This is a genomic window from Methanosarcina siciliae T4/M, from assembly GCF_000970085.1.
Lineage (GTDB): Archaea > Halobacteriota > Methanosarcinia > Methanosarcinales > Methanosarcinaceae > Methanosarcina > Methanosarcina siciliae.
On sequence record NZ_CP009506.1, the window covers coordinates 867,196 to 883,086 of the forward strand.

The 15,891-nt window shown below is 45.8% G+C and carries 12 protein-coding genes and 1 tRNA gene; 9 read left to right on the plus strand and 4 right to left on the minus strand.

Going from position 1 to position 15,891, the window contains the following annotated elements; all coding sequences use genetic code 11:
- Positions 1-383 precede the first annotated feature (383 nt).
- From MSSIT_RS03915 to MSSIT_RS03930, 4 genes are all read right to left on the minus strand, one after another.
- Positions 384-1,142 carry a formylmethanofuran dehydrogenase subunit C gene (locus tag MSSIT_RS03915; protein WP_048170199.1) on the minus strand — a complete coding sequence of 253 codons (759 nt, stop codon included), beginning with the start codon at positions 1,140-1,142 and terminating at the stop codon, positions 384-386.
- Positions 1,143-2,861 (minus strand): formylmethanofuran dehydrogenase subunit A, encoded by a 1,719-nt coding sequence (locus MSSIT_RS03920; protein WP_048170201.1) that lies wholly within the window; start codon positions 2,859-2,861, stop codon positions 1,143-1,145. It abuts the gene before it with no gap.
- A 1-nt stretch (position 2,862) separates the two neighbouring features.
- Positions 2,863-4,167: a formylmethanofuran dehydrogenase subunit B gene (locus tag MSSIT_RS03925; protein ID WP_048170203.1), complete on the minus strand. Its 1,305-nt coding sequence runs from the start codon at positions 4,165-4,167 to the stop codon at positions 2,863-2,865.
- Positions 4,168-4,244: 77 nt separating this feature from the next.
- On the minus strand, positions 4,245-4,628 hold the full coding sequence (locus MSSIT_RS03930) for a molybdopterin dinucleotide binding domain-containing protein (RefSeq protein WP_048170204.1): 384 nt from the start codon (positions 4,626-4,628) through the stop codon (positions 4,245-4,247).
- Between the two features lie 706 nt (positions 4,629-5,334).
- On the opposite strand from MSSIT_RS03930, the gene MSSIT_RS03935 reads away from it, so the two are divergent.
- The 9 genes from MSSIT_RS03935 to MSSIT_RS03975 all read left to right on the plus strand — a co-directional run bounded on the left by MSSIT_RS03935 (position 5,335) and on the right by MSSIT_RS03975 (position 15,812).
- Positions 5,335-5,444 (plus strand) — tRNA-Met (locus MSSIT_RS03935).
- A 978-nt stretch (positions 5,445-6,422) separates the two neighbouring features.
- Positions 6,423-8,114: an ABC transporter substrate-binding protein gene (locus tag MSSIT_RS03940; protein ID WP_048170206.1), complete on the plus strand. Its 1,692-nt coding sequence runs from the start codon at positions 6,423-6,425 to the stop codon at positions 8,112-8,114.
- Positions 8,092-8,952 (plus strand): class I SAM-dependent methyltransferase, encoded by an 861-nt coding sequence (locus MSSIT_RS03945; protein WP_048170208.1) that lies wholly within the window; start codon positions 8,092-8,094, stop codon positions 8,950-8,952. The genes MSSIT_RS03940 and MSSIT_RS03945 overlap by 23 nt, the downstream gene beginning before the upstream one ends.
- 27 nt (positions 8,953-8,979) lie before the next feature.
- Positions 8,980-9,963: an ABC transporter permease gene (locus MSSIT_RS03950; protein ID WP_048170210.1), complete on the plus strand. Its 984-nt coding sequence runs from the start codon at positions 8,980-8,982 to the stop codon at positions 9,961-9,963.
- A gap of 13 nt (positions 9,964-9,976) precedes the next feature.
- Positions 9,977-10,915, plus strand: coding sequence for an ABC transporter permease (locus MSSIT_RS03955; protein WP_048170212.1), 939 nt, complete (start codon positions 9,977-9,979; stop codon positions 10,913-10,915).
- A 2-nt stretch (positions 10,916-10,917) separates the two neighbouring features.
- A complete protein-coding gene (locus MSSIT_RS03960) occupies positions 10,918-12,639 on the plus strand; it encodes a dipeptide ABC transporter ATP-binding protein (RefSeq protein ID WP_048170214.1) in 1,722 nt (573 codons plus the stop codon).
- A gap of 169 nt (positions 12,640-12,808) precedes the next feature.
- Positions 12,809-13,801, plus strand: a complete 993-nt coding sequence (locus MSSIT_RS03965; RefSeq protein ID WP_048174489.1) for an ATP-binding cassette domain-containing protein — start codon at positions 12,809-12,811, stop codon at positions 13,799-13,801.
- Positions 13,798-14,562 carry an ABC transporter permease gene (locus tag MSSIT_RS03970; protein WP_048170216.1) on the plus strand — a complete coding sequence of 255 codons (765 nt, stop codon included), beginning with the start codon at positions 13,798-13,800 and terminating at the stop codon, positions 14,560-14,562. The genes MSSIT_RS03965 and MSSIT_RS03970 overlap by 4 nt, the downstream gene beginning before the upstream one ends.
- Positions 14,563-14,735: 173 nt before the next feature.
- Positions 14,736-15,812, plus strand: coding sequence for a uroporphyrinogen decarboxylase family protein (locus MSSIT_RS03975; protein WP_048170218.1), 1,077 nt, complete (start codon positions 14,736-14,738; stop codon positions 15,810-15,812).
- The last annotated feature ends 79 nt before the right edge of the window (positions 15,813-15,891 follow it).

Consider the following 15,891-nt stretch of genomic DNA (forward strand, 5'->3'; position numbering starts at 1 on the left):
TTACAAGCGTCTCAGAAGCTTTTACTTGCCGGCGTGTTCTCTTCATTCGTCTATCTTTTTGTCTTTTCGGGAAAGACCGCTCTCCTACGTCGAGCGGGAAATGAACGACACTGTATAGCGAATAACGTCGAAAGGGTCAGAGATATCTTTAATTTAGTCCGCTTGGTTCAGCTCATTACTTAAACCATCAACTAGGGAAGAACAAGTTCTGTGAACATTGGGAATAAAGGCATATGAACGGAGGGTTAGAATATTTGAATAGGAGATCTAAAAGAACCGAGATGTAAAAAAGGGCAGCAAAGCGGATAAGAAATAAACTCCCTGGAGTCTCTGTTTATTTCGTTCTTATCCGCCATACATTTATTTCAAGTATTTCAAGTAGTTCACTTTATAAGCAATACGCCTTTTCCGCCGACGTTAACATCGCCTACGAATTTGCGGTATGTAACGCCTTCGACTTCTTCTGTCCCTTCTTCTTTGTAGGAGGGGAGCAGGTCGGACACTGCACTTTTGATGATGACCGTGCCGTTCTTCATTTCGCTTGCGGGCATGGTGGCATTGCCTTCGATGACTATTTTTCCGCCGTTGTTTGAGATTGCGGGAAGGAGCCCTACATCACCTTTTACGAGGATCTCTCCTCCGCACATGTGTTCGCCGAGGTAGTCCTTCGTATTACCGTTGACGGTGATCTTTCCTCCGCGCATGCCGCAGGCTTCTCCGCGGTAGCCTGCCCCAACATAATAGGAGGCATTTCCGTTGAGGACGATTTCTCCGCCTGCCATCTCGCAGCCGAGCCAGCTGTCAGCATCGCCGTTGATCACGACCTTTCCGCCCTTCATACCAAAGCCGCAGTGCATGTCCACGTTGCCGTTGATCTCGATCTCTCCTGCGCTCATGTTCTGCCCTATGCGCTTCACTCTGGAGACATCTCCATCGAAAACTATCTTTGTGTTTTCTACGGAGTCGTTACCTTCTACCTCTACATTAAAGAAGTCTCCGAGGGGGTAATGTCCGTTTCCGTACCAGACAGGGATCGCCTTAATCTCTTCTGCGGGCTTGCCGGCAAAGTTGTCAGGATTTATATTATCGGCTTCGATGGGGATTTTATTTGCCTTTTTGAGGGAAAGTTTTACGACCTGCATTTAGAACACCCCCTCCGTTTCGATTTCAACAGGCTTCTGGAGGTACGAGTCCTCAACCATATAATTGGCTTTACTCACGGTGTAGTACTTCCTGAATTTGCGGTCTATATCTTTCTGCATCGCAGTATCGACTCTTTCCGGAACTTTCGCATTCACCCAGTAAGTTTTTCCTTTCGGGGTGGCTTCGATTTCTCCGTCCTTTACAACGATTTCCCCGCCTTTCAGAGTATATGTTGCACCTGAAAAAGCTTGCTTAACCTTTGCGTACTCTGTCGAGGGGTCAACCTGGTCAGGCAGGAGGTCATAGATTGCAATGTCTGCATCCGAGCCAACTTTCAGGTTTCCTTTCTCCGGCCTGCTGTATATCTTTGACTGGGTGCTCCTTGTCATGACGGCAAGCTCATAGAAGTCCAGTTCCCTGTCGATCCCGGGCAGTACCATCCTGTCAAGAGCCATCTTGGAAAAGCCTGAGATAACCTCTGCTCTCCTCTTTGCGCTCATAAGGTAGGTAAAAGCTTCAGGATAGTTAACGAAAGAACCGCCGTTGGGGCTGTCGGTTGTGAACATGATTTTCCAGGGGTCCTTTACGAGCAGGGCGAGTTCAAGCCCTATTGCCCACTGGACTGCGTTTACGAAACTTTTTGGGGAATAAAACAGAGGAACGACTCCGGACGCATCTTCCAGTTCGATGTCCTGATTGCTCCATTTTTCGTGCAGCATTCTTGAATTTGCGTATTCCACAGGTCCGTCTGCAGTCATTGTCACTGCAGGGCCAAAGATTACCTGCCCGAGGTCAAAAGTCAGGTGGTCCGCCCCGTTGACATAGTCTGCAACCATCGGGGCTCCGGTCTCAAAGTCCCTCCAGGAAGTCCCAGCGTAGGCATTGAACTGCACGTGAGTTACATGCAGGGCCTGTCTGTCCCGGCTCGGCTTAACCTTCTCAAGGAGCTTCATGGTTTCTATGGTGGTTTCATAGTTTCCGGGCTTTCCGAGGTTGTTGCAGTGCACGTGTATGGAGTGAGGGAGTTGCAGGCGCTCGTTAGCTTCTACGAGCCCCATAAGGATCTCTGCAGGAGTTACATCAAAGTTAGGGACAGGGTCGTAAAGGCCGCTTACGTTCCTTCCCCAGCCCCAGGCTTCTCCGCCTCCGGGGTTTACAATCTTTACGCCATAGCCTCTTGAAGCTTTCAGGCCCCAGGCAATGTAAGCTGCAAGTTTTTCAGGTTCCTTGTCCCGGATATATTCCATAACCTGCCAGTTGCTCCCGAAGAGAGAAAGCCCCATTTTGTCAAGGATAGGGATTTCCTTAAACTCCTCATGGGTGTGCCTTGCGGCAAGCAGGGGGATTGCAGCTTCACAGATAGTTGTGTACCCGAGTTTTGCATACCTGTACCCGATTGCGTAAGTATTGGGGGTGTTGTACCCTACCTGCGCTCTTGTCTTTTCGGTGCGTGCAACCTGGCCCGAAAGTCCGGGTACAGGGTTTTTCCTTGCATCATTCGGATTGATGAAACGGCCTACGTTAATTTTTCCTGCGCTGTGGGTGTGCCCGTCAAAGCCTCCTGCCATGGTGAGCTTGCCTGCTGCATCGATTACCTTAGCATTTCCGGAGACGCTCTCTACGATCTTTCCGTCTCTGATGCAGATGTCCATGGGCTCGCAGTTAATTCCCTGCGCAGGGTCACAGACACTGGCGTTTTTAATCAGAATCTCCGACATCTTACGCACCTCTCTTCAGTTCCCTGACCTTTGCAGTCAGGTCTTTTACGATTTCTTCGTCGGTCTTAAACTTGGTATCAATCAGTTTCTTCATGCGGAGGGAGATTGCATCCATACGGTAAGCCGTACCTTCGGCTTCGATTCCTACGATTGCCGATGGGATTACCACGTCTGCAATTTCGGTTGTCGGGTTGGCATACGGGTCGATCTGGATTACAGGAATCCTTGCAAGGTGCCTGACTGCTTTTTGCGGGAAGTGGGCTCCTGCATCAGCTGCAGCTATAATTGCAGCATCCGGCTCCCCGCGCACAAGCAAGTCGTTTGCTCCGGTTTCTCCGGGGTTGTAGTATGGATAGCCTCTGGCAAAGTCGATTGCCATCGGGAAACCGGTTTCCCAGGTAGCTACCTGCCCGAAACCGGTAACGTTATAGTGCCCGCGCATCCCGATCATCACGGCTTTAGTGTGCTGGTTAAGATCTGAAATCAGAGAGGACATAGCGTCTCCGTTCTTGTATTTGGAGCGGGATTGGGTGACTCCCATACCAAAGAAAATACAGACGAACTTTGCATTCTTCAGGGTCTCTGCAAGTTCAAGGACTTCAGCCTTTGAGATGCCTGCAACCGTCTCCGGAATAACGTCTTCGTGCCCGTTTATGATTGAACGAAGGGCGGTAACGAGAAGAAAGTCCGACCCCTGGTCAATCTCTACGTATTTATCAGCCAATTTTGCAGTGTCAGTTTTCCTGACATCAACAACTATCATTTTCCTGCCTTTCCGCCCTTTTTCGGTAAAGAAGCCTTTTGAAAAGCTGGAGTAACGGGACATATGCCTGGGGTGGGCATGGACAGGGTTGCAGCCCCAGAAGACGATTAAATCTGCCCTGTTCTTTATTTCTCCAAGGGAAGCTGAAGGAGAACCTTTTTCCTGGGCAGCAAGGGCTGACGGCCCGTGGCAAACGTTTGCTGTAGAATCTATAACCGAGCCGGTTTCTTCGGCAAGTTGAATTGCACCGCCAACGGTTTCACAGGAGGTGGAGCACCAGCCGTAGGAAAGGGTCCTCCTGGAATTTACGAGAATTTTTGCGGCAGCTTCGATTGCCTCTTCATAGGAGACAGGGACAAGTTCTCCGCCTTTTCTGATCATCGGGGTTTCGATCCTGTCGTGTTCGAACATACCGACAAACTTGCTGTGCCCGAGGATGCAGGCGTTTTCTACCTTCGTGATCTTGTTGTCCTCAACAGTGACCGTGATATCGTCGCAGAGGGACCCGCAGAGGGAACATACTGCGTCTTTAATTACTGGCATATTTTTTCCTCCGATTTTTTCGGTTTTCTCCGGTATCTGATGAAATGTGAATTTCTTGTTTCAGGAGGATCTGGAATTCAGTCTTCCAAATACTTCCTCATAAGGGCCTTCATTTCCAGGGGCTTTTCTTCCGTAGCTTCAATTTCAGCAGGGACACCTTTGAATCCGGGCATTCCGCAGCCGTGGGTGTCAGGGTCCAGTACGGCGTTTGCCCAGGGGCCCATGGGAATAAAGGCAAGCCCTTCAGGGTTTCCGTCGTTTGCCTTTGCAAATACCACCACTTCCCCAAATTCGGTGGTAACTTTCAGGCTGTCACCTTCCGAGACACCCAGTCTCTCGAGGTCAGCAGCGTTCAGCTCGCAGTAAGCACAGGCATCAAAGTAGCCTTTATGCGTCTTTGCTTCCAGATGTGCGCCCTGGTCGGCGGTCCTTCCGGATATAAGATTTGTTTTTATTTTCATGGAAATTCCTCATCTGGGGTGTAACAGAGTTTCGATAAAGAGTTTCAATAAGCTGGATCGTTATCATGGCTGAGTCTTTTTAATGGTTAATTCTCAGGCTTAAAACGGTTCAGAAGGCCGTTGATAACATTCAAATCAAGTCACGGACCGGATTCATAGCCGAGGTCCTTCTTTTGAGAGCGTCCCCCTGAAAGGTTCGGTTTACAGGATCTTTTTTCAGGTCTCACAGTTCCAATATCTATACTATCTGGATCCGGATCATTCAGGGGTTACTTTCCTGGGTTTCCCTTGTTTTTAAAAATCCATTTGAAATATAGTTATTATATCATTTAAATTATATATTTATTCGTTATACTGGCCATACTCCAATAATCCCTTTTATTATATATTACCATATTATGTTACGTTCAACATAACATGCTTACTGTTACTCTTTCCATTCCCAAAATCCTGCTGTTCTGTCTGTTTTATTTTTCCTGCCGCATTCCGAAACAGCAAATTATGGGTTATGGGGCCGATTATTGATTAAATCTGTAAAAACGAGTACAAGCTTTAGCACATACTTCTTTTATGAAAAAATAATGAGAGATTCGCAGGCTTCTGGTTTACGGACTCACTCCATCATCATCAAATAATAAAAACAGATCGCATTCCCCTCTTCCGATCGTTACCCTTTAATATATGTTAATACATCTGTGTGTTGCAAGCCCGGATAGCCTAGTCGGTTGGGGCGCCAGACTCATAGGGACTTTATATGAGGCGTCTTTAATCTCCTGAGATATCTGGAGGTCGCGTGTTCGAGTCACGCTCCGGGCACCTGATTTTTTTCCGTATACTCAATTATTTCCCTATTAAAAGGCTAAAAATGCTTTTAATTTCCGCAAACTCCATCACAGGTCTTTTTTTACATTGAACATCTCATCGAGATAAGCGCAAATTCACGAAATACGAGTCTCATATACCTGATATTTTCCACTTCATCCTCTGAATCCTCTTCTCGTTCAAAAAGGCTGAAGTTCCTTATTTGTTCTTTTGTAGTATTCGAGTGAAAATCGAAGACTTTTATTTGAAGTTCCTACCTAAATTTGTTAGACATGTCTGATTGTTCATATACATTCATACTATCGATGAAAATAGTTTCTCTTCTGGAGATATAACGAGGTCATCTTTAAATTATCGATCAAGCGATGCTTTTCGACCTTATTCAGCAACATGAGATGTGAAATTTCTTTCTCTGTTAAGCGCGAAAACCATGTTTCTAATTTATCTAATGTTTTTCTTTCTTGTTAATGATTCATTCCTTATCTATTCTGATATCAATTATAACCTGAATGCAAAACTTGTTATCTCTTTGAGCGGATTTTAACATTAAATTTGGTTCCATAATTTTGGATAGGACTACATACACTTACATACACTTGAACTGAAAAAGGAAACATTAAGCCGTTAAATATCTAAAGTGTAAATTCAAACCAGATACATGGATGTATTAAGGACACAGTAAAATTCGATCTCAGAAGATTAAGAAAAAAGTAGAAAACTGTATTCTCTATTAAAATTTATAGTATCTTAACTAATGGCGCTGACATATACAAAATAGAACTGAAATATTAATTTTTAAGAAGATGTTGTCAAATTATCCTGGATTTTGAAATATAATTTGATCTATTTTTCAGTCTAAATACGTTTAGTAATACTTTTATATTTCTATGTATTACATTTGTGTGTTGTTAATCTTCTTTACTCAGATTATCAGGTTATAAGTAGGGTAATTTACAAAAAAGGTGTTCTGTAATGGAGAAAAAAAAATTATTAGTATTATTTTCTGTTTTCCTGACAGCCCTGATCTTAATGACGGCAGGCTGCGTTAGTCAGGACAGTACCCAGGCCGAGGATACATCGGCTAAGGGGGTGCTAGCTGAAGAAGCATTGGCTGAAGAAGCACTGGCTGAGAATACTGCTGAAGGATCACAGCATACGGATGTTGCTTATCTTAGCGGTGGGGATTATGGCTATCCTCAGCCATTTACGATATATCCGAGGGGCCCTGGCTCATCAAAGGTCGGAATGATCTTTGACAGTCTGTTGGAAAGAGATGAAGTCGGTATAATTCCCTGGCTGGGTGAAAGCTGGGATGTCAGTGAAGATGGAACGGAATACACATTTCATCTCCGTCAGGGCGTCACCTGGAGCGATGGGGAACCTCTCACGGCAAATGATGTCAAATTTACTTTCGATTATGAGCAGGAAAATGTACCTATCTCAGGTGGAATTGAGTCCGGGGTTATAGATAACGTTCAGGTTGTGGACTCAAACACTGTCAAATTCGTACTGAAACAGCCGGTTTCAACATTTCTTTATAAGCTCACGAGTTTTAAGATCATACCTGAGCATATATACGAAAATGTCTCGGACCCTTTCAGTTTCCTTGATCCTGAGGCAGTCACCGGTACCGGGCCGTTCCTTCTTGGCGAATACAATAAGGAGCACGGAACATACCGCTTTGTAACAAACGAGAATTTCTGGGGCCCGGAGACTGCAGTTAAAACCGTTGAATTTATTCCGGTCAGCGATTCGTTAGTAGCTTTCGAACAGGGGCAAATAGATTTCACAAGCATATCCCCTGATACTCTTGACAGGTTTACATCAGATTCTGATATAAGAGTAGTCCAGCAGCCGGCTTTCTGGGGTTACCAGTTCTACTTCAACATGAAAGAATGTCCGGAGCTTAATGACAGCAGAATAAGGCAGGCCTTTGCTTATGCCATCGACCGTGAGGAACTGGTGGAAAAGATAGCAAGAGGTGCAGGTAAACCCGGTGAACTGGGCATACTCCCGGAAGACCACATCTGGTATAATCCCGACCAGCCGGAATATAGCTATGATCCGGATACTGCCGGAGCATTGCTTGAAGAAGCCGGATGGACTGATACGGATGGGGACGGAATACGTGATAAAAACGGGGAAAAACTGTCATATGTGCTTTCCCTTGGCAGTGGCGAAGTCCGTATCGGGGAACTCATAAAAGAGAGGCTGAGTGAAGTGGGGGTTGACGTTCAGGTAAAAGCCCTGGAGAGCAAGTCCCGTGATACCAACCTGAAGAACGGAGACTTTGAACTTGTGATCAGCGGCTTTGGCGGCTGGGGAAAAGATGCCGATTATCTCCGTACGAGGTATTGTGATACAACAGAGGCAGGAAGCGTTTCATCCGGGGCAGAAGCATTCGGTTACCATAATGACACCCTGAATGCTCTTGGTTCTCAGGAATTGCAGGAACTGGACGATGATAAACGGAAAGAAATAGTATACGACATGCAGACCGTGCTTGCAAATGATGTACCCGCAATTCCGCTCTATTATACTACATCGTATGACGTATGGCGCATTTCAAAATATGACGGCTGGATGAATATGTACGACCACCATGCCAGAACACACAGTATTCTTTCGTACCTTGAGAGGGATGGAATTGCAGCAAAAAGATGATATTGATAACCTGGTCGAATGCTGGAAAAAAGCCACGGGGAACGGGCTGATCCACGATGAGGGAAGGATGGCAGCTTTCTGGAACAAACGTTCCGATAACTATGCCAATAACATTGAAAAAGACAAACGAAAGAAGAGAACCGACGAAATTCTCGAATTTCTTGGAGAAGCCGGTTTTAATCCGGAAGGTTCCAGGATCCTGGATATCGGGTGCGGACCCGGTACCCTCTCTCTTCCTCTTGCCCGGCTTGGAGCAGAGGTAACTGCACTTGACATCTCGTCCGGAATGCTCAACAGACTAAAAGACGCCGTAAAACAGGAGTCTCTTCCGGTAGATGTCATTGAATGCTCCTGGTGGACGGCAGACATAGATGAGCTTGGATTTCGGAACAAATTCGACCTTGTGATCGCCTCCATGACCCCCGGGATAAAAGACGTTGAAAACCTCAATATGATGATGGCCTGTTCAAAAAATTTCTGTTATTACAGTAACTTCCTTCGAAGAGTTGAGGATAAGGCGTATCGGGATATCCGGAGTTCGATACTCGGGGAAAAATCCGAGAATAACATGAACGGCGTAATTTATCCATTCATGTATCTTTATCTCTCAGGCTACACTCCCTCCCTCAAGATCAATCATTCCGAATGGAAGGATGAAACAAACTGGAAAGAAGCGGCAGAACAGGCAATAGGGTTCATCGGAAGGGGCCGGGATTTTGATGACGAAACAAAGGAAAAAATAATGGACTATTATCAGAATGCCTCCCCGGATGGAACCTACCGCTCCGAGTCGGATGTGTATACCGGGATGATGGTCTGGGAAGTTAACGGCAGATAAACGGGAGATTATGGGGCAGATGATTGGATGGTAAAGGACAGGAATTCGTTTATTTTCAGGTTATTATCAACCCTTTTTGTAATTCTTGCCATTAATTTTTTCCTTCCGAGGATGATGCCCGGAGACCCGTTCTCAACCACTTCCGCAGATGAGGTAGGGGAAGAAATTATCATAATGACAGAAGAGCAGCGGCTTTATTACATGAACTATTACGGCCTTGACAGGCCGCTTCATGAACAGTTCCTGGTATATATGAAAAACCTGATGACGGGTGACCTGGGCAGGAGCATTTATTACAAAATGCCTGTCAGGGATGTAATAATGCTCCACCTCCCCTGGACTGTATTGATTGTCGTTGGTGCAACCGTGACCAGTACAATCTCGGGGGTGGTTCTCGGGACCATGTCGGCAAAGAACCGTAAAAAAGGGAGTGACAGACTTATGATGGCGGGCATGATCTCCTTTGCGGAAATTCCCTCATTTCTGCTTGGCCTGCTCCTCCTTCTGGTTTTCAGTGTATATCTCAGGCTTTTCCCGCTTGCAGGTGCTGTAACTCCCTTTGCGGACTATAATGGCCCGGCAGAACAGGCCTGGGACATCCTGTACCATGCCTTTCTGCCCATTGTGACCCTATCTCTTTCACAGCTTACCGGGGTGTACCTGCTCACCAGAAATACCCTGATTACAGTGACCACCAAGGACTACATCAGGACTGCCCGGGCCAAAGGGCTGGGGGAAAAAACCGTATGGATCAGGCATGCCCTCCGAAATGCCCTGCTCCCGGTAGTGACAAGAACAGGTTTTATGATCGGCATAATGATGGGTGGGGTTGTACTTGTTGAGAGTGTTTTTTCTTATCCCGGCATAGGGATGACACTCCGAAGTGCCGTAGTCGGTCGGGATTATCCTCTTATCCAGGGAATTCTCCTGATAATTGCAGTTTCCATACTTATCTGCAATCTGCTCGTTGACAAAATATACGGGAAACTTGACCCGAGAGTTGGGACATAATAGGAGTTGGGATATGATAAAGGATGTTGCTGCCCCTGGAAATGCCGGAATACTCTCTTTTATTCAGGCTTTGAACACTTACAAAATTAACCAAATTATCAGCAGTGTAGCCAGGCCGTTCTCCAGGTTCAGTACTGAAGGTAAAATTGGGATCTTTGGCGTTATCTGTATTATTTTAATGGCAGTTTTTGCTCCTGTAATAACAATGTATCCTCCTCAGAAAATCACAGGGGATTCCCTTGAGGCTCCGGGTCCCGGGCACATACTCGGAACCGATGAACTTGGAATGGATATCTGGTCACAGATATGTTACGGGGCAAGAATGAGCCTTACAATAGGGCTTGCCGTAGCTTTTGCGGCAGGTTTCGGGGGAGGAGCTATCGGAATACTGGCCGGATATATGGGAGGGCATATTGACCAGGCTCTGATGAGGGTAATCGATGTGACAATGGCCCTTCCTAGTTTTCCTCTCCTGATTGTAATATCCGCTTTTCTCGGCCCGAGTATTCTTAACATAATCTTTGTACTCGTGCTTTTCAGCTGGGCAAAACCCGCCCGTATTGCCCGTTCCCAGACGCTTGCATTAAAGAAGAACAACTACATTATTGCTGCCAGGAATTACGGTGCAACGCCATTTTACCTGCTCCGGAAGCATATATTTCCTGAAGTTTTGCCTGTTTTGTTCGTGCTCGTTATCGGAATATCCTCCCACGCAATCATAGCCGAAGCGGGCCTTGCCTTTCTGGGCCTTGGAGACCCTACTTCCAAGAGCTGGGGGATGATGCTTAATCATGCAACCGGTTTTCGTTCGATATATTTTACGCCTTACTGGCAATGGTGGCTTTTGCCTCCGTTGCTTATGCTCATTTTCCTCCTGCTCTGTCTGGCTTTCATAAGCAGGGATATGGAAAGGATACTTGATCCGAAATTAAAGATCAAAAAAGGGTTCTGATTATGAGTCTGCTTAAAATCAATGATCTTAAATGCCATTATCTGACTGATATTGATACTGTAAAGGCTGTTGACGGTATTTCTTTTGAAATCGAAGAAGGAGAAATTCTGGGCGTTGTAGGAGAATCGGGAAGTGGCAAGACCACTGTTGCCCTCGGAATCATGGGGCTTTTGCCGGAAAATACGGCCATTTACGGGGAAATTCTGTACAGGGGTGAGCTAATCTCTTCTCTGCCCGAAGCCGGGATGGATAAACTCAGATGGAAGGATATAGCAATAGTTTTTCAAAACGGCCTGGAGGTTATGAACCCTGTTATGAAAGTAGGCATCCAGGTAACGGAACCAATGATCAGGCATCTCGGTCTCAGCCCTGAGAGCGCCCGGAGTAAATGTGCCGACCTCTTCCGGACTGTAGGCCTTGACCCTAAATGGATGGATTCGTATCCTCACCAGCTCTCCGGGGGCATGAGGCAGAGGGTTCTTCTGGCAATGGCCCTTTCATGTGATCCCAAATTACTGATCCTTGATGAAGTTACATCCGCCCTTGATGCATTTACCCGAAAGGAGATCAGGGACCTTCTTGTCGACCTTCAGAAGAAGAACGGGTATACGATGTTAATGATCTCTCATGACATCACTTTTGTGTCTTCCGTGGCGTCCAGGATTGTTGTTATGTATTCCGGGAGGGTTGTTGAAACCGGCCCTGTAAGGGATATTCTCGTATCTCCCCGCCATCCCTATACAAGGGGGCTTGTCCATTCTACCCCTGATATTTTTGTTTATAAAGATTTATGGGGAATTCCCGGAGATATACCGGCAGGGGACGGGTTTAAAGGCTGTCCTTTCAGCCCGAGATGCACACAAAAAATAGAGATTTGCAGTAAAGCTTCCCCGGTCCTGACGCCCATCGGAGGCGGGCGGGAAATTGCATGCCATAGAGGCGGCATAGCAGGGCTTCTGGAGGCAAAAAACCTGAATTTCAGGTATCGTCTTCCGGATGGCGAATATCTTCAGGCAGTTGATAATGTCAGTCTGGAAGTGAGGGAGGGAGAGGTTCTTGCAATTGTAGGCCAGACAGGTTCGGGTAAGTCAACCCTGGCTCATATCCTTGCAAACGTAATAAAGCCTGAATGCGGAGAAGTATTTTTTATGGACGGGAATGTCAGCAAGGAGAACTATGGAAACAGGTTCAGTGGCATTCAGATCGTATTCCAGGATCCTTTCAGTTCAACCAGCAGCAGGTTTACCGTTCTTGATGCAATCAAAGAGCCTCTTTATATCAATAAGATAGGGTCCAACGGAGACAGGTTGCAAATGGTTAAAAACGCCCTTGAACTTGTTCGTCTCCCAACTACTGATAATTTCCTTGGCAAATATTGCGGGGAACTCAGCGGCGGGCAGAGGCAGAGGGTTGCACTTGCCAGAGCAATGGTTATGGAGCCAAAACTCCTTATTGCCGATGAGATTACTTCGGCTCTGGATGTTTCAACCTCTGCAAATGTATTGCGCCTTTTAAAGGGTCTTCAGAACAGGAGAGGATTTGCAATGATATACATTTCACATGACCTTTCCCTTACCCTGAAGATTGCGGACAGAATAGCCGTTATGAATTCCGGAAAGATCGTAGAGGTGGGTAATTCCCATGATGTAATGCTTTCACCCTCGGATGAGTATACAAAAAGGCTTGTTGGTTCAAGAATAGGACTGTGCTGTCATACTCATTAAGCACTACGGGTCTTGTTTTTACAATTTATAAATTTTCACTGTTTATTTTTATTTAATAAAATGTGATTCTCTGATATTTGAATTTCTGATCTAATTGCTCTAAAATCCCGGTTTGAGGGTCTTGTTCAGGTTTTGAAGGTTTTGTTCAGGTTTGAAGGTCTTGTTTGATATGAGTGCAATAATAGTTAAAGAGCTGACAAAAAAGTTCGGAGAATTTACTGCCGTAGACGGCGTCTCATTCTCGGTTGAGCCCGGTGAGCTTTTCGGGCTTTTAGGCCCTAACGGGGCGGGAAAGACAACCATAATCAATATGCTGACTACTCTTCTCCTTCCTACTGCAGGTGATGCTGAAATCGCAGGATATGATCTTAAAAGGGATCCTCATGAGATCAGGAATAATATCGGAATAATATTTCAGGACCCTTCTCTTGATATAGGGCTTACAGGGAGGGAAAATCTTGAATTTCACGCCATGATGTATAACATCGGTTCGGGTGAGCGAAATAAAAGAATCCGGGAAGTGCTTGATGTTGTGGGGCTGGCTGATAAAGCCGATATCCTTGTTGAAAATTATTCGGGCGGAATGAAGAGGCGGCTTGAAATCGCAAGGGGGCTGATTCATTATCCGAAAGTCTTGTTTCTGGACGAGCCTACCCTCGGGCTTGATGCCCAGACCAGGAGATCGATATGGGAGCATATCCGAAAGCTGAACCGAAATTACGGGACCTGTGTCATTCTGACCACCCATTATATGGAAGAGGCTGATTTCCTCTGCGATCGCATTGCGATAATTGACCATGGAAAGATAGTCGCGCTTGATACTCCGGCAGGTCTGAAGAACTGCCTTCGGGGGGATTGTGTCAGCCTGACTGTTGAGGGAAGGGTCGAACTCATTGCTGCTGCCCTCGGGGAGAAGGAATGGGTGCGAGAAATTGTCCCTAACGGAAAAACACTTGATGTTATCCTTTCGGATTATGGAACAAATATTCCTTATATTTTTCAGACCGCCGGCAATCTGGGGGTCGGGATCAGTTCGATAAATTTCAGTAAACCGAGTCTTGAAGATGTTTTTCTCCGCCTGACAGGTTCGATAATACGGGAACAGGAAGGCAGCAGGCAGTCAGCCAGGCGGGACCGGATGAGAAGGAGGATGCTCCGATGATTCAGGGAAGAGTTGTATATGTCCTCTGGCGGCGTGAGATGATTAAGTATTTCAGGGCCAGGTCCAGAATAGCGGGTGCGATTGGCATGCCGGCTTTTATGTTGATCTTTCAGGGTATGGGCTTCAGGCGAGTGGAATTTCCGGGCCTCCCCGAATCTATAGAATATTTCCAGTATCTTGTGCCGGGTATTATCGGGATGACCCTTCTCTTTACGGCTGCTTATGCAGGCATGAGTGTTATAATGGACAAGCAGTTCGGATTTTTGAAAGAAGTTATGGTAACTCCTGCAAGCAGAATCTCTATTGTCCTCGGGATGATCTCCGGAAGTGCAACCACCTCACTCATTCAGGCCCTTATTATTATGATGATGTCGGTATTACTTGGTTTCAGGCTGCCTTTCCTTCCTGCAATCCTGGCCTCTTTCGTGATAATGGTTCTTATATCGATGATCTTTATAAACATAGGCTTGATTTTGTCCTCCGTACTGAAGGATTTTCACGGTTTCAGCACGGTTATTAATTTTATTGCATTCCCTCTGTTTCTTTTATCCGGAGCTTTATTCCCTGTTTCGAATTTACCTGCCTCAATAAGGATTCTGTCTTTCTTTGATCCGTTGACGTACGGGGTGGATGCCCTGAGAGGAGTATTGATCGGTCACTGTGAATTCTCAATTGTTCTGGACATGTGTATCCTTTTAACACTGTCAGTTCTGATGGTCTGCGCAAGTGGTTATTTCTTCCGGAGGGCTGAGACAATATAATGTGTTTTTATTTTAAAACGGAATCATGTGGATTTTCTTTCCTGCTCGCCGAATTTTACGCCTGTTATCTGAGATTTTTTGATCTTTTTGTTTGACTTGTTACCATTTCGGCATATATTTATGTTCTAAGTTACATATTTTTAAAAAAAATAAATAGTGGAGGAATAATTTCAATGGCGTCCAGAATGACATCACCGGAACGTATGGCGGCTGTTATATCAGGCCAAAAACCTGATCGTATACCAGTGGTCCCGTTTATAGAGGGATATGCTGCGCAAATTACAGGTATATCTCTTGGAGATTTTTACGCGGATGGGGACAAATGTTTTGAGGCACAGTTTGCATCCATGCGGCTTCATGGTTATGAGCAAACCCCTATGTATGGGTATGCCTCGTGCGGGGCCTGGGAATTCGGAGGAGAGATAGGTTTTCCTTACGGAAAAGGGCAGGGTGCGCCTTTTGTAACAAAACATCCTGTGAAAACTATTGAAGATATAGACAAACTTGAAGTCCCGGATTTTGGCAGGGAAGTACCTGGCGCATACAAAATTGCAGATAGAGTCGCAACCCGGTGTGTTGAGCTCGGGATGCCGGCTACCGTGCAAATCGGCAGTATTTTTACTGCAGCTTCGGTTGTTGCGGATACATCCGAATTCCTGGCATGGCTCATTATGGAACCAAAAGCTGTTCATGTCTTGCTTGACAAAGTAACTGACATGTTTGTCAATGCTCTGGATTATTTTGCAGATAAGTACGGTCCCGAAAGCCTGCTTCCGTTTGATGGAGGGCCGTCCGAATCAAATAATATGATTTCCCCGCAGATGTTTGAGGAGTTTGCATACCCGTATATGAAAAAAGTTCATACTCGTGTAAAAGAACTGGGAATACATGCCGTGCTTATGCATCCGTGTGCTAATCAGAACCTGAATCTCCCATACTATATAAAGTTAAGGGAAGAGATGAATTGGGCTGGTAAATATCTCTGGCTCTTCGGCCCGGAAACGCCTATTAAAGATCAGATCAAAGCTTTTGGCGACCACGATGTTATCTGTGGCAATGTCAATCCCCCGCTTTTCCTCACAAATTCATATGAAGAACTCCTGGAAATATGCAGGCAGAATATCGAAGAAGGCATTAATTCTCCTTCCGGGTTTGTTCTGTCACCCGGTTGCGAGTTTCCGGTCAATGCTGCTCCCGTAAAAGTGATGGCAATGGTGGATGCAGCAGAAAAATACGGTAGATACGAATGAAAAAAACAGAACTTGAACCGTATGTTTGAGAAGTCTTGAAATACCCTGGTGAAATACCTTGGCAGGATAAGCGGAAGAG